The organism is Allobosea sp. (genome assembly GCF_017308075.1).
Taxonomy (GTDB): Bacteria; Pseudomonadota; Alphaproteobacteria; order Rhizobiales; family Beijerinckiaceae; genus Allobosea.
This window is the reverse complement of the sequence record NZ_JAFKFX010000024.1, coordinates 417587-432505: the sequence shown is the minus strand read 5'-3', so window position 1 is coordinate 432505 and position 14919 is coordinate 417587. Positions and strand designations below refer to the sequence as shown.

Genomic DNA, 14919 nt, shown 5'->3' with positions numbered 1-14919 from the left:
GGTCTTACAGCCACGGTTCCGCCATTTCCGCCATGTTATAGAGTGAAGTTGAAAGATCGATCACCCGGGCAGGGCATGCTGTCGATTCGAGCGACGCCGCTGCCTTCAGACGAGGTCAAAGTTCTCGATGCGGTTCATTCTGCGCCTTTTCGGGTGGGCGTTCGCCGCCGGCACGATCCTTTTCGTCATCGGCGTGGCGGGGGCGGCCGCGCTGGTCTGGCATTACTCGAAGGACCTGCCCGATTCTGCTCAGCTGCGGAATTACGAGCCGCCGGTGATGAGCCGCGTCCATGCCGGTGACGGCAGCCTGATCGCGGAATTCGCCCGGGAGCGCCGGCTCTATCTGCCGATCCAGGCGGTGCCGAAGCTGATCATCGATGCTTTCCTCGCGGCCGAGGACAAGAATTTCTACAAGCATTTCGGCGTCGATCCCGAAGGTCTGGCGCGCGCTGCGATCTCGAACTTCCGCAATCGCGGCTCGGGGCGGCGTCCGCAGGGCGCCTCGACGATTACCCAGCAGGTCGCGAAGAACTTCCTCGTCGGTTCCGAGCAGAGCCTCGAGCGCAAGATTCGCGAGGCGCTGATCGCGCTGCGAATCGAATCGACCTATTCGAAGGACAAGATCCTCGAGCTCTACCTCAACGAGATCTATCTCGGGGCTCCCGCGCCAGGGCAGGGCAGCTATGGCGTCGCCGCCGCGGCGCTGAACTATTTCGGCAAGTCCGTGCACGAGCTGAACGTGCAGGAGGCGGCCTATCTGGCGGCGCTGCCGAAGGCGCCGACCGACCTGCACCCCTTCCGGAACCGCGAGCGCGCGATCGAGCGCCGCAACTATGTGCTCGACCGCATGGCCGAGAACGGCGTGATCAAGCGGGCCGAAGCCGACGCTGCCAAGAACCAGCCGCTCGGCGTCAATCCGCGCACGGTTTCGCCGAACAATATCGCTGCCGGCTTCTTCGCGGAGGAGATTCGCCGCGAGCTCCAGGACCGCTATGGCGAGAAGAAGCTGCTCGAGGGCGGGCTTTCGGTGCGTGCCACCGTCGATCCGAAGATGCAGCTGATGGCGCGCAAGGCCCTGGTCGACGGTCTCGTGCGCTTCGACGAGGCGCGCGGCTGGCGCGGCGCGATGCAGAAGCTCGATCTGGCGGGCCGCGAATGGGGTGTCGCAATCGGCGAATTGCCGGTGCTGGGTGACGTCAAGCCATGGCGCCTGGCCGTCGTGCTCGATGTCGCCGGCGACGGCGCTCGTGTCGGCTTGCAGCCGATCCGCGAGGCTTCCGGCCATCTCCGGCCGGAGCGCGAGACCGCGACCCTGGGTTCCGAAGGCATCCGCTGGACGAGGCGCACGCGCGTTTCGCAGGCGGTCTCGGTCGGCGATGTCGTCTATGTCGAGCCGATCGATGGCAAGCCGGGTCAGGTGCGCCTGCGCCAGATGCCGGAGGTGAATGGCGCGATCACCGTGATGGACCCGTTCTCCGGCCGCGTCCTCGCCATGGTCGGCGGCTTCTCGCACGACCAGTCGGAGTTCAACCGCGCCACGCAGGCGCTGCGCCAGCCCGGTTCGTCCTTCAAGCCCTTCGTCTATGCGACCGCGCTCGACAATGGCTACACCCCGTCGAGCATCGTGCTCGACGCGCCGATCGAGGTCGATCAGGGCGGCGGGCTCGGCGTCTGGGCGCCGAGCAACTATGACGGCAAGTTCACCGGTCCGCGCACGCTGCGCTACGGCATCCAATTCTCGAAGAACCTGATGACGGTGCGTCTCGCCAAGGATGTCGGCATGCCGCTGATCGCCGAATATGCGCGGCGCTTCGGCATCTATGACGACATGCTGCCGGTGCTCTCGATGTCGCTCGGCGCCGGCGAGACCACGGTGATGCGGATGACCGCGGCCTATTCGATGCTCGCCAATGGCGGCAAGCGCATCCGGCCGACCCTGATCGACCGCATCCAGGACCGTTTCGGCGCCACGATCTACCGGCACGACCAGCGTGTCTGCGAGGGCTGCAACGCCGAGAAATGGAGCAATCAGCGCGAGCCGCGGCTGGTCGACAATCGCGACCAGGTGCTCGATCCGCTGACCGCCTATCAGATGGTCTCGATGCTGGAAGGCGTCGTCAACGCCGGTACCGCGACCGTGGTCAAGGCCGTCGGCAAGCCGCTCGCCGGCAAGACCGGCACCACCAACGACGCCAAGGACGTCTGGTTCGTCGGGTTCTCGCCGGATCTGGCCGTCGGGGTCTATATGGGCTTCGACAAGCCGAAGTCGCTGGGCAACTCGGCGACGGCCGGCCAGTACGCCGCACCGATCTTCCGCGACTTCATGATGCAGGCGTTGAAGGACAAGGCGGCGACGCCGTTCCGCGTTCCGGCCGGCATCAAGCTGATCCGCGTCGATCCGCGCACCGGCATGCGCGCCGGCGGCGAGGGCGGCATCCTCGAGGCCTTCAAGCCGGGAACGGCTCCGCCGGACAGCTATTCGGTGATCGGCGCGGCCGGTGATGGTTCGGGCGGGGCGCTGAGCGTCGCGCCGGCCGGCGGCCGCTCGGTCGGCTCCGGCACCGGCGGGCTGTACTAGCGGCTTGCGGGAGACGCTGGGCAGGTTGACGGCGCCGACCATGGCGCCGCCATTGCAGGCGATCCTGAAATCGGAGCTTACCCGCGGCAACCGGATCGCTGAGATTGGCGACTGGCCACCGGGTTGTGACCTGCTGGTGATCCTGTCGCGCCCCTTCGCCCGGCACTATGTGCTCGCGCCGGGTGTGAGCTATCGCGCTCTCGACGATCCCCACTATTGGAAGGCTGAATATCGTTGCGGACGCGAGTGCCTCGCCTGCCAGTTCGGCAAGTGAGGCGAGCAGGAGAGCCGGCCAGTCGCGCCTCGCCATTTACAGCGCCGCCCTTCGCCCCTATGCCAACGCCAAAGACTGAAGCCCAACGGAAGCCGACCATCGATCATGCGCCCAGAAATCCAGACGCAACTTGATAACGCCAAGCAGTCGATCGGACTGCTGAGGAGGCATCTTTGACTGGGATGTCGCGCAAAGACGTCTCGCAGAGCTGAACGCTCTCTCCGAAGGCCCCGATTTCTGGAACGATGCCGAAACCGCGCAGAAGCTGATGCGCGAGCGGACTTCGCTCGAGGACCAGATCAACGGAATCACCAAGCTCGAGCGTGATCTCGACGACGCGTTGACGCTGATCGAGCTCGGCGAAATGGAAGAGGACGAGGCCACCGTCTCCGAGGGCGAGGCGGCGATCAAGGCCGTCGAGGTTGAGGCGGCGCGCCGGCAGGTCGAAACCCTGCTGTCGGGCGAGGCCGACATGCTCGACACCTATGTCGAAATCCATCCGGGCGCCGGCGGCACCGAGAGCCAGGACTGGGCCGAGATGCTGCTGCGCATGTATCGGCGCTGGGGCGAGCGGCGGAAGTTCAAGGTCGATGTTCTCGACTATCAGGACGGCGAGCAGGCGGGCATCAAGTCGGCGACGCTCCAGTTCAAGGGGCACAACGCCTATGGCTGGCTGAAGACCGAGTCCGGCGTGCACCGGCTGGTACGCATCTCGCCGTTTGACTCCAACGCCCGCAGGCAGACCTCGTTCGCTTCGGTCTGGGTCTATCCGGTGGTCGACGACCGCATCCAGATCGACATCAAGGAGTCCGACTGCCGGATCGACACCTATCGCTCCTCCGGCGCCGGCGGCCAGCACGTCAACACGACCGACTCGGCGGTGCGCATCACCCATATCCCGACCGGGATCGCGGTGGCCTGCCAGCAGGAGCGTTCGCAGCACAAGAACCGGGCCAAGGCCTGGGACATGCTGCGTGCCCGTCTCTACGAGCTGGAGCTGAAGAAGCGCGAGGAGAAAGCGAATTCCGAGCAGGCCTCCAAGACCGATATCGGCTGGGGCCACCAGATCCGCTCCTATGTGCTGCAGCCCTACCAGCTGGTGAAGGACCTGCGCACCGGCGTCTCGTCGACGGCCCCGTCCGACGTGCTCGACGGCGAACTCGACCCGTTCATGGAGGCCTCGCTGGCGCAGCGCGTCTACGGCACCGAGGTCGAAGTCGAGGACATCGATTGAGCGCGAAGAAGCGTTCCCGAGCCCGCGAGATCCTGATCAATCTCGCGGTTTCGGCCGGCAGCATCCTGGTCTTCGCGCTGTTCTGCGAGCTGGTGCTGTTCCGCTTCGTGCTGCCCGGCAGCGACGTGCCGCGCAACGCGTTCGTCAATAGCGTGGTGCGCTATCAGCCGGGCCAGACCGGTACCTGGCGCGTGCGCGACGAGATCGCCGCGCCATTCTCGATCAATGCGCAAGGCTGGAATTCGCCGCTGGCGGATTATCCGGTCGCGCGCCGGCCCGGCACCTCCCGCATCGCCTTCGTCGGGGACAGCTTCGTCGAGGCCCTGCAGGTCCCCTTCGACGCCAGCTTCGCTGAAAAGACGGTGGCGGCGCTCGGGCCTGCGGGCACGGTCGAAGCCTATCGATTCGGCGTCGCGGGGGCGCCGCTCAGCCAGTATCTGCAGATGATCGAGCGCGAGGTCGAACAGCGTCGGCCGGACCAGATCGTGGTGATGCTGGTCCATAATGATTTCGACGAGAGCTTCGTCTTCAAGCCGGGGCGCTACACCTCGAGCTTCCTGAAACTGCGTATCGAGAATGGCCGCGTCACCGGTGAAGTGCCGCCCGAGCCCTGGCGGCCCGGGGCCTTCGAGCAGCTGCGACAGACGGCGACGGCCGGTTTCCTTCTCTATCGCTGGCAGGTGCGCCCGCAGACCCTGGTCGACGCGATCCTCGGGCCAGCCCGGGCTCAGAGCGCGCCGCAAGGCACGGCGGCAGGCGAGGGCGGCTATGCCGCCAATATCGATCTCGCCGGGGTTCTGGCGCGGGAGAACGATATCCGCGTCGCCACCGATTACCTGTTCGGGCGGATCAAGGCCCGGGCCGAGGCGATCGGTGCCCGGCTGCAGCTCGTCATGGATGGCGAGCGCCAGGCGATCTATGCCGGGCACGACAGTCAGGCGCTGCGGCTGAACCGCATCGCCGCCGAGATGGCTGGCCGGCACGGCATCCCCTTCCTCGACCTGCATCCGGTCTTCGCGGCGGATTGGGCGAAGAACCAGAGGCGCTTCGAGTACATTTCGGATGCCCACTGGAACCCGTACGGCCACGCCGTCGCCGCGGCCGCCATCGCCGAAGCGCTGCGCTAGATCGCCGCGCATCCGTTCGGTTGCGGTCACTGTGGTCTATCTCATTGTTATCGAATCGTAATTTTCCGAAAAATGGATTCCATTTTTCGGTCAGAGGCTATAGCGCGGCCTGCATCATCCGCCGGGGTGGCTGCGGCTTTCTCGAAGCAAATCAGCCTCCTGAAAGGGGTTCCTTCAGGAGGCTGGGAAGATCTTGGCTTCTGATTGCTGCCGGCCTGTAGGCAGTGGACGGCTGCGCGCCTGATCGCGCGGCTCTCAGAGCTGCCCGGCGAGTTTGTCGCCGGCCTTGAGGAAGCGGATGGGATCGATTGCGTCGCCTTCGATGCGGGTCTCGTAATGGAGATGCGGTCCGGTCGAGCGGCCGGTCGAGCCGACGCGGCCGACCACGGTGCCCGGTACGACGCTCTGGCCGACGGAGACGAGTATGGCCGACATATGAGCATAGCGCGTGCTGATGCCGCCGGCATGCTCGACCTCGACCATATTGCCATAGCCGCCGGAATATTCGGCGGTGACGACCTTGCCGGGTGCCGTGGCCCGGATCGGCGAACCAGTTTCGGCGCGGAAATCGATCCCGGTATGCATGGCCGGGCCGCGGGTGAACGGATCGACGCGGTAACCGAAATTCGAGCTCATGTCGAAATCGCCCTGGATCGGGCGGCGCAACGGCAACTGGCTCGCCAGTTCGCGCAGGCGCGAGACGGCGGCGATGCGCGGTTGCAGGCTGTGCAGCGTCGCTTCGAACGGGCCGGCGGCGGGGTCGATCTTGATCGGAACAAAGGGGCCGCCGACGCCCTTGGCGATGCTCGAGCCGGTGGCCAGGCGGTCGGTGTCGAGGCCGGTTTCGGACAGGGCCGAGCGCAGCGTCTTCTGGGTTTCGCCGAGGCTGCGGTCGATATGGCGAAGCAGGCCGAGCTGGGCCGATCCGCTCTTGTCCATGGCCTGGTCAAGCTGCGCCAGGGCCTCGGCGACGCGCTTGGCCGGCGAGACCGGTTCGGCGAGCTCGCCGGATTGCCAGCCGTCGCCATTGCGCTCTTCCGCGCCGCGCAACGCCGGCATGTCGGGTGCCGGTGTCGGCTTGGCAGGCCCGAGGGGCGCATAGCTGCTGACGCCGGAGGCCCGAACCGATGCCTCCGGCCGGATCAGACGCGGGCCAGAGGCTGATTTGACGGCCTGGCTGACGCCGATGCCGTTGGCCTTCAGGGTTTCGGTGACGGCGTTGACCAGCGCCTGCTTCGATTCGAGCTCGGCCTGGCGCATGGCAATTTCGTCGACACGGGCCTCGACGCCGTCCTGATCGAGCAGGGCACGGCTGGCGAGCCGGTCGATGTCGGCGCGCAGGGCGGCGATGCGGTCCTCATAGGCATATTGACGCGAGGTCTCCCGGCTGATCAGCCGGGCGGCGAGATCATCCTTGCGCAGGATGTACCATGTGGTCGCCCCGCTCCAGGCCGTGGTCAGGCCGAGCAATGTCAGGCCGAGCAGGGCCGTCGAGCGGCGAATGGCGAAGCTGCGGCGGGCGAGGATGCCGGTCACCGCAAGTGCCGGCGCACGGGGGTGATCCGTGTGATCGGGGAGTGTCATACGCAATACCGACTGTGACGCTGCGATGGTTCCGATTAGAGCCCGTTAGGGTTAATCAATCGCAAAGCTGCCGGCAGAAACCTCGCCTGAACGGCGATTTACAACGTTTCAGCCGCCAAAAGCACCTCTTCGGCGTGGCCTTTCACCTTAACCTTGCGCCAGATCCGCGCGATCCTGCCCTCGGCATCGATCAGGAAGGTGGTGCGGTCGACGCCCATATAGGTGCGGCCATACATGCTCTTCTCGACCCAGAGCCCATAGGCCTCGATCATCCTGCGCTCCTCATCCGCGAGCAGGTCGATCTCCAGATCGTATTTCTGCTTGAAGCGGTCGTGCCTGGCGACCGAGTCGGGCGAAACGCCGATGATGCGCGCGCCGGCGGCGGCAAAAGCTTTGCGCAGGCCGTTGAAGGCGGTCGCCTCGAGCGTGCAGCCCTGTGTGTCGTCCTTGGGATAGGCGTAGAGCACGACCTTCCCGCCCTTGAGGGCCGAGAGCGTCAAGGTGCCGCCACCATCCTTCGGCAAGGTAAAGTCCGGGGCGAAGCTGCCTTCGTTCAGGGCCATGTCTGCCTTCCTTTGGTCGATATCGCGCCGCATGGGCTGGCGAGCCATAGGGCGGTGAGCCGGCTTAGGCCAGAGAGCAGGAACATGCGCCCGGAGAATCGGTTACTTTGCCGCAGGCTGTACCCGGTGGTCGGCTCGGCGCAATGTTCCGGCAGGGCGCCAGGGCGGATGCCGCGTCCTTCACCCGCAAGACAAAGAGCGACACGGTCTTGACCGAAGACAAGGGGAACAGTCCGGCGCCGTTGCCAGCGGCGCCCGCTCCGGCACAGGCGGAGTCTTGCGAGACGGCCGCGGTGGCGAAGCGCGCCTGGAAAGGGGTGGTGACGATCGGCGTCGCCGTCCTGGTCGCGGTCGTGACGCTCTGCTTCGCTGCCGGCGCGCTGCTGGTCAGCGGCTTCATACCGCTCTCCGGGCTGGAGGGGCGGATCGCCACGGCGATCGAGGAGAGGCTCGGACCCAACTGGAAAGTCGAGGCGGAGCATGCCGGGCTCGACCGCGTCGACGGGCGCTCGCGCCTTCGCGTGCAGCAGGTCTCGTTCCGGCACTCGGGCGGCGCCTCGTTCCGGGCGCCGGAAGCGGTTCTGGGCTATGACCCGTTCGCGCTGCTGCGCGGGGAAATCAAGTTGGTCTCGCTGGAGCTGCGCGGGGTCAATATCCGGCTCGGCGTCACCCAGGATGGCGCTCTTCTTCTGGAGCAGGGCTCCCAGCCCGTGAACTTGCCCCATGTCCCGGTGGCCGGTGATCCCGCCGACTGGAACGCCTTCACTGGCGTGATGAACGCGATCGGCGCGCTCGCCGAGGGCGACGGGCTGCTCGGCGCGCTGGAGCAGGCGGGCATGGGCGGCGCGCGCGTCACCCTGATCGATCCGACGGGCCGCCAGAAGGCCGGGCTGGAAGATGTCGAGGTCCGGCTCGAGCGGCTGGGCGGCGGGCTGACGCGGCTGGCGGCACGCGGGCGCACCGGCTCGCGCTGGAAGGAGCTGTCGATCGACCTGTCGAGCAGCCCCGACGGCACGCGCCGCGCCAGCATCGATATCCGGCGCTTCGAACCTTCCGAGGCGGTGGCGCTCGCCTTCGGCAATGCCACCGTCGCCCTCGACGGGCTGGCGCTAAGCGGCAAGATCTCGCTGACCCAGACGCCGGACGGGGCCCGCAAGATCGCTGCCGGGCTCAATGTCGCGCCCGGCGTCGTCAATCTGCGCAGCGCAGCGCTCGAGCCCCTGGAAATCCAGGGCGCACGCCTGGATTTCGACAGCGATGACGGGCTCAAGACGGTGCGCATCGCTACTGCCGAGATCCAGGCCGGGGCGACCAAGCTGCTCGGGCGTGGTCAGGCGCGAGAGGAGGGCGGGGTCTGGAAGGTCGGCTTCGAGGGCACCGGACAGGTCGCCGGCGTCGATCAGGATCCGCCGGTCGTGGTCGACAAGCTGCGCTCCGTCTTCGAGGTCGAGCCGACGGCGGGCGAGGTGAGAATCCAGCAGCTCGTCGTCAAGGGGCCGCTGATCGATGCCGAAGGAGCCGGCGCGGCAAGGCGGGTCGCCGAGCGCAATTCGCACGAGTTCAAGATCAAGGCGGTCGATTCCGACATGAGGGCGGCGCTCGCCGTCTGGCCGGCGGTGACCTCGCCCGATCTGCACGCGACCTTGAGCCGCCAGATCCTCGGCGGCCGCGTCGAAGAGATCACAGTCGATCTCTCGGTCTCGGCAGAGGCGAATGCCCGGCTGCATGCCGGCCAGGGCATGGATAATGACGCGGTGACCGTGGTGCTCAAGGGCTCGCAGGTCAGCTTCCTGCCCAGTCCCGGCCTGCCGGTCCTGTCCAATGCCCGCGTCGCCGGCACGATCACCGGCCGTACGGTGCAGCTCAGCGTCCCGCAGGCGACGGCCGATCTCGGCAATGGCCGCAAGCTGATGCTGGACGAGGGCAGCTTCGCCATGGCCGAGAGTTGGGGCGACCGGCCGATCGCGCAGATCGGCTTTCGCTCGACGGGCTCGACCGAGGCGCTGCTCTCCTTGTTCGCCTTTCCAGCGCTCAAGGAATTCTCGCCACTGCAGATCGACCCAGCGTCGCTGCGCGGGACGAGCGAGCTGAAGAACCAGATCTCGCTGCCACTGGTGAACGATCTGAGCTTTGCCGATGTGAACATCCAGAGCAACGGCACGCTGACCGGCGTCGCGTCGGATACGCTGCTGGGGAACGAGAAGCTGGACGGCGCCAATCTGACGCTGAGCTATGATCGCGGCCAGTTGCTGATCAAGGGCGAGGGTCGCATCGGCGGCGATCGCGGGCCGATCGAGCTGCGACAGAACGCAAAGGGCCAGGGCGAAGCGACGGTCTCGCTGACGCTCGACAACGCCGCCCGGCAGCGCCGCGGCATCGGCGCCGAGGCGGGGATCAACGGTCCGCTCCAGCTCAAGGTGATCAAACCGCTCGGCAAAACGCCGGAGGCGCCGCCGCGCGTCGAGATCGACATGACGCGCGCCGCGATCGATACGCCGATCCCTGGCCTGAGCAAGCCGGCGGGGCGTGCCGGCCGGGCCGTCTTCACCTATGTCGCCGATGCCGACGGGCCGGATTTCGAGGACCTGACGATCGACAGCGCCCCGATCCTGGTGAAGGGCCGAATCTCGCTGAACAAGCAGAATGCGTTCGAGAGCGCCAGCCTGTCGCAGCTCAAGCTCTCGCCGGGGGACAATCTCAACAAGGTCGAGATCAGCCGTGACGGCGGCGTGACCAGGCTCTCCGTGCGCGGCGCCGTGCTCGATGCCCGGCCCTTCATTCGCGATCTCCTGAACGCGCCAGCAGCTCCCGTGCGTGGCGGCCGTGCCGCCGCGACCGGTCCGGACTATGATCTCGATCTCGAAGTGCCGATCCTGACCGGCTTCAACAACGAGGCGCTCGGCAACTCGCAGCTCAAGCTGTCGCGGCGTGGCGGCGCGGTCCGCTCGATCAGCTATGCCGGCAGGATCGGGCGCGCCGATCTCTCGATCAAGCAGGCGCCGCAGGGGCAGGGGGCTGGGCCCCTGGTGCTGCAGTCCGAGAATGGCGGTGCGACGCTGCGCTTCTTCGACCTCTATCGCCGCGCCCATGGCGGGGATCTCGTCCTGCGGCTCGGGACGGGCGATGTCCGGCAGGATGGCGAGGTTCTGATGCGGAACTTCACCGTCCGGGACGAGCCTGCCTTGCGCCGTGTCGTCGGTGCGCAGAGCGCGACGGCGCCGGGCGCGCTCGACCGCAACGGCGGGCCGCTCCCGCAGCGCATCGATGTCAGCGAGGTCGCCTTCACCAAGATGCGGGCCGAGTTCATCCGCAGCGCCAGCCGCATTGACATCAGCGAAGCCGTGATCTGGGGCCAGCAGGTCGGCTTCACTTTGCAAGGCAACGTCGACTACGGCCGCGATCGCGTCGATATCGGCGGCACTTTCGTTCCGGGCTATGCGCTCAACAATGCCTTCGCGCAGGTGCCGGTCGTCGGCATGATCCTCGGTGGCGGGCAATATGGCGGGCTGTTCGCGGTGAATTTCCGCGTCTCGGGATCGGCGACTGCGCCGACCATGACGGTCAACCCGCTCTCGGCGATCGCGCCCGGCATCCTGCGCCGCTTCATCGATCCGCTCGGCGGCGGCCCGCTCGAGCAGCGGCCGCAAGGCAAGGTCCCCGATACGGCGGAGCGCTGAGCAGGCGGCGGCGGCGCTCTCGGCTGTCAGCTCACACCGCCTTCGGATTGATCGCGGGTCATCCCGGGCGACCGCAGGAAGGCCCGGGGCCCATGCCGGAACCTTTATCGGCTAAAGCTCAGGCACGGATCCCGGATCGGTGCCGGTGACGCGGCTTGTCCGGGAAGACGGCTTTCGATTCAGCCTGATGCATGGTGTTCCGCCGCCGCCGAAAGCGAAATGGCGGCAAGCGGTTGGCGCTGGCCGTCGAATTTCGATTCCTTCCCGGCCGCAGCTGCGGCCGGGCTTACTATGCCGTCAGACGGCCCGCAGCAGGATGTGCTTCTTCTTGCCGAAGGAGAGCTTGGCGGCGCCGTCCGTCAGGTCGGAGAGCCCGAGGCTGGCACGCTCGTCGGTGACGATCTGGTCGTTGACGCGCAGGCCGCCGGCCTTGATCTGGCGACGGGCTTCGCCGGTCGAGGGCACGAGGCCAGCACTGACGAAGGCGCTGAGCACGCCGAGCCCGGCCTCGAACTGCGCTTTCGGCAGATCGACGCTCGGCAGGTCCTGCGCGGTCTCGCCTTCCTCGAAGGTCTTGCGCGCCGTCTCCGCTGCGGCCTCGGCCGCGGCGCGGCCGTGAAGCAGGGCGGTGACCTCGGTCGCCAGCACCTTCTTGGCCTCGTTGATCTCGGCGCCGCCGAGCGCGGCAAGCCGGGCGATCTCGGCCAGGGGCAGCTTGGTGAAGAGCATCAGGAAGCGGCCGACATCGGCGTCCTCGGTGTTGCGCCAGTACTGCCAGAACTCGAAGACCGGCAGCAGCTTGGCATCGAGCCAGACGGCGCCGGAGGCGGTCTTGCCCATCTTGTTGCCCGAGGCGGTGGTCAGCAGCGGCGAGGTCAGGGCGTAGAGCTGCACATCGGACATGCGATGGCCGAGATCGATGCCGTTGACGATGTTGCCCCACTGGTCGGAGCCGCCCATCTGCAGGATGCAGCCGGTGCGCTTGTTCAGCTCGACGAAGTCGTAAGCCTGCAGGATCATGTAGTTGAATTCGAGGAAGGACAGCGACTGCTCGCGGTCCAGCCTCGTCTTGACGCTATCGAAGGACAGCATCCGGTTGACCGAGAAATGCCGGCCGACATCGCGCAGGAATTCGAGATAGTTCAGCCCGAGCAGCCAGTCGGCGTTGTTCATCATCGTCGCCGGACCGGAGAAGTCGAGATAGTTCGAGAACACCGATCGGATGCCTGCAAGGTTCTGCTCGATCGTCTCCTGGGTCAGGAGCTTGCGCGCCTCGTCCTTGAAGGAGGGGTCGCCGACCATGGTGGTGCCGCCGCCCATCAGCGCGATCGGCTTGTGGCCGGTCTCCTGCATCCAGTGCAGCATCATGATCTGCATGAGGTGGCCGACATGCAGCGAGGTCGCCGTCGCGTCATAGCCGATATAGGCCGAGATCGGCCCCTTCAGCGCCGCCTGGTCGAGCCCTTCCGGGTCGGAGATCTGGTGGATGAAGCCGCGTTCGTCGAGCGTGCGCAGGAAGTCGGACTTGAAGGTGGTCATGGCGGACTCGATGGTTTGACGGTTTTCCCGTCATGGTCGGGCTTGTCCCGGCCATCCACGTCTTTACGTCACTGATCGAGCGCCGTGTTCAAGACGTGGATGCTCGCCGCAAGGGCGAGCATGACGGTTCGGAGTCGTTCGGCGACAGACTCAGGCCTGTTCCTGCTCGGTCTTGAGGATCTCGGGCCCGACCTTGCGGTCGAGATAGGCGCCGACCTGCTCCATCAGCTGATCGACGCGGCCGTCGAAGAAGTGGTTCGCGCCCTCGACCACGGCGTGCTCGATCTGGATGCCCTTCTGGGTCTTCACCTTCTCGATCACGGCCATCACCTCCTTGACCGGCGCGACGCGGTCTTCCGAGCCGTGCACGAACAGGCCCGAGGACGGGCAGGGGGCGAGGAAGGAGAAGTCGTAGCGGTTCGCCATCGCAGCAATCGACAGGAAGCCCTCGATCTCGGGGCGGCGCATCAGCAGCTGCATGCCGATCCAGGCACCGAAGGAGACGCCGGTGATCCAGCAGCTCTTCGCTTCGGGGTTCAGCGCCTGCATCCAGTCGAGCGCCGCTGCGGCGTCCGACAGCTCGCCGGCGCCGTGATCGAAGCTGCCCTGGCTGCGCCCGACGCCCCGGAAATTGAAGCGCAGGGCGGAAAAGCCGCGATTCACGAAGGTGTAGAACAGGTTGTAGACGATCTGGTTGTTCATCGTCCCGCCGAATTGCGGGTGCGGATGCAGGATGATGGCCAGCGGCGCGCCGCGCTTCTTGGCGGGCTGATAGCGGCCTTCGATCCGACCAGCCGGTCCGTTGAAAATAACCTCGGGCATCGTGTTTCGCCTCTTGCTGGGCAGGGCGCGCGAGCGAGCGCGCAAAAGCGGCAGGAATGCCACCGATGCGCGCGCTCGCCCTTGACGGCCCCGCTGCTCGCGCCCTACATCAGGCGCTTAGAATGGTTCTAACAGCCGTGAACAGGACGGGAACACGCAGGCGGGTGAGCGCTTGCCGCTCCAGTCTGCGCGGCTCGGACGAGGCGCCTATAGCACGGCGCAGGGGTGTAATTTCAAGCATTTCGTGCCGCGCTGCATGGCGCTCGGCAGAACATGGAGAAAATTCGCCGGTGAACGCGACTATCCGCAGTTATCTCGACCACAACGCCACCACGCCGGTCCGTCCGGCGGTGGCGGAGGCGATGTTGCGGGCGCTGCAGATGACCGGCAATCCGTCCTCCATCCATGCCGAGGGACGGATGGCCCGGGCTGCGGTCGAGGCCGCGCGGGAACAGGTCGCTGCACTCTGCCGGGCCAAGCCGGCCAATGTCGTTTTCACCAGCGGCGGCACCGAGGCGAATGCGACGGTGCTGGCGCCCGGGCTCAGCGATTGCAGCGGCGGGCGCGATTGCGTGCGCGCGCCTGTGACGCTGCTGCTCCATGGTGCGACCGAGCATCCTTGCGTGCGCGATGGTCACCGCTTCCCTGCCGCTGCCGCCGAGGCAATTCCGGTCGATGCAGACGGGCTGGCTGATCTCGCCTGGCTCGAGGCGCGGCTGGCGCGCCATGCCGCGGAGCGACCGGGCGAGCGGGCGCTGGTTTCGCTGCAATTCGCCAATAACGAGACCGGGGTGCTCCAGCCGGTCGCCGAGGCCGCCGCGATCGCCAGGCGCCATGGGGCGCTGATGCACAGCGACGCGGTCCAGGCCGCCGGCAAGATCGCGATCGACATCGAGGCCCTCGGCGTCGACATCCTGACGCTGTCGGCGCACAAGCTCGGTGGTCCGCAGGGTGTCGGTGCGATCGTCTTCCGCACCGGGGCGCTCGAACTTGCCGACAAGCCGCTGCGTGGCGGCGGGCAGGAACGCGGCTGGCGTGCCGGGACCGAGAACGTGCCCGGCATCGTCGGCTTTGGCGTTGCCGCGGCCGAGGCCGATGCCGCTCTGGCAAGCGAGGCCGTGCGGCTCGCGGGGCTGCGCGATGCGCTCGAGGCAGGGCTGGCGGAACTGGCGCCGGAGACGGTTGTGTTCGGTGCCAAGGTGGCCCGGCTTCCGGGGACGAGCGCCTTCGCCACGCCCGGGCTCAAGGCGGAAACAGCGCTGATCGTGCTCGATCTCGCAGGCGTTGCGCTGTCGTCGGGCTCTGCCTGCTCCTCGGGCAAGGTCAAGCGCTCGCATGTGCTGGCCGCCATGGGCGTAGACCCAGCCATGAGCGCCGGGGCCTTGCGCGCCTCGCTCGGATGGACCACCACCCGGGCGGATATCGATCGATTGCTCGCGGCCTATGCGAGGGCGGTGGCCGCAATACCGAACCGGCGGGAGCAGGCGGCGGCCTGAGCCCTCCGGAAAGACGCATACGACC

General features: G+C 66.9%; 10 protein-coding genes. 6 read left to right on the top strand and 4 right to left on the bottom strand.

Annotation, left to right across the window (positions count from 1 at the left end; all coding sequences use genetic code 11):
- Window positions 1-127 precede the first annotated feature (127 nt).
- The 4 genes from J0J10_RS05305 to J0J10_RS05290 all read left to right on the top strand — a co-directional run bounded on the left by J0J10_RS05305 (window position 128) and on the right by J0J10_RS05290 (window position 5213).
- Complete coding sequence (locus J0J10_RS05305) at window positions 128-2578, top strand: penicillin-binding protein 1A (protein ID WP_291645577.1); 2451 nt, start codon at window positions 128-130, stop codon at window positions 2576-2578.
- A 25-nt stretch (window positions 2579-2603) separates the two neighbouring features.
- Complete coding sequence (locus J0J10_RS05300) at window positions 2604-2852, top strand: hypothetical protein (protein WP_291645576.1); 249 nt, start codon at window positions 2604-2606, stop codon at window positions 2850-2852.
- A gap of 105 nt (window positions 2853-2957) precedes the next feature.
- Window positions 2958-4086, top strand: a protein-coding gene (gene prfB / locus J0J10_RS05295) for a peptide chain release factor 2 (protein WP_291639661.1) whose coding sequence is annotated in 2 segments (ribosomal slippage) — window positions 2958-3026 and window positions 3028-4086 — 1128 coding nt in all. Because the reading frame shifts where the segments join, the coding sequence is not laid out codon by codon here.
- Window positions 4083-5213 (top strand): SGNH/GDSL hydrolase family protein, encoded by a 1131-nt coding sequence (locus tag J0J10_RS05290; protein ID WP_291645575.1) that lies wholly within the window; start codon window positions 4083-4085, stop codon window positions 5211-5213. The genes prfB and J0J10_RS05290 overlap by 4 nt, the downstream gene beginning before the upstream one ends.
- A 255-nt stretch (window positions 5214-5468) precedes the next feature.
- On the opposite strand, the gene J0J10_RS05285 is transcribed toward J0J10_RS05290, so the two are convergent.
- Entirely contained in the window at window positions 5469-6797 is a 1329-nt protein-coding gene (locus tag J0J10_RS05285; RefSeq protein ID WP_291645574.1) for a M23 family metallopeptidase, read from the bottom strand.
- A gap of 98 nt (window positions 6798-6895) precedes the next feature.
- Window positions 6896-7360 carry a peroxiredoxin gene (locus tag J0J10_RS05280; RefSeq protein WP_291645573.1) on the bottom strand — a complete coding sequence of 155 codons (465 nt, stop codon included), beginning with the start codon at window positions 7358-7360 and terminating at the stop codon, window positions 6896-6898.
- A gap of 293 nt (window positions 7361-7653) precedes the next feature.
- Here J0J10_RS05280 and J0J10_RS05275 point away from each other — a divergent pair, with 293 nt between their 5' ends.
- Complete coding sequence (locus J0J10_RS05275; protein WP_291645572.1) at window positions 7654-11037, top strand: hypothetical protein; 3384 nt, start codon at window positions 7654-7656, stop codon at window positions 11035-11037.
- Window positions 11038-11334: 297 nt separating this feature from the next.
- Here the strand turns inward: J0J10_RS05275 and tyrS are convergent, their stop codons facing one another.
- Both tyrS and J0J10_RS05265 read right to left on the bottom strand, forming a co-directional pair.
- Window positions 11335-12576 (bottom strand): tyrosine--tRNA ligase, encoded by a 1242-nt coding sequence (gene tyrS, locus J0J10_RS05270; RefSeq protein ID WP_291645571.1) that lies wholly within the window; start codon window positions 12574-12576, stop codon window positions 11335-11337.
- 150 nt (window positions 12577-12726) lie between these two features.
- Window positions 12727-13398 (bottom strand): alpha/beta hydrolase, encoded by a 672-nt coding sequence (locus J0J10_RS05265; protein ID WP_291639672.1) that lies wholly within the window; start codon window positions 13396-13398, stop codon window positions 12727-12729.
- Window positions 13399-13688: 290 nt separating this feature from the next.
- On the opposite strand from J0J10_RS05265, the gene J0J10_RS05260 reads away from it, so the two are divergent.
- The gene (locus tag J0J10_RS05260) at window positions 13689-14894 is read left to right on the top strand and encodes a cysteine desulfurase family protein (protein WP_291645570.1); all 1206 of its coding nucleotides are present in this window, start codon (window positions 13689-13691) and stop codon (window positions 14892-14894) included.
- Window positions 14895-14919 lie beyond the last annotated feature (25 nt).

Excerpts from the sequence above, each read along its gene's own strand:
- J0J10_RS05285 (WP_291645574.1), bottom strand. The coding sequence starts at position 6,797 with ATGACACTCCCCGATCACACGGATCACCCCCGTGCGCCGGCACTTGCG.
- J0J10_RS05280 (WP_291645573.1), bottom strand. The coding sequence starts at position 7,360 with ATGGCCCTGAACGAAGGCAGCTTCGCCCCGGACTTTACCTTGCCGAAG.
- J0J10_RS05265 (WP_291639672.1), bottom strand. The coding sequence starts at position 13,398 with ATGCCCGAGGTTATTTTCAACGGACCGGCTGGTCGGATCGAAGGCCGC.
- tyrS (WP_291645571.1), bottom strand. The coding sequence starts at position 12,576 with ATGACCACCTTCAAGTCCGACTTCCTGCGCACGCTCGACGAACGCGGC.
- J0J10_RS05305 (WP_291645577.1), top strand. The coding sequence starts at position 128 with ATGCGGTTCATTCTGCGCCTTTTCGGGTGGGCGTTCGCCGCCGGCACG.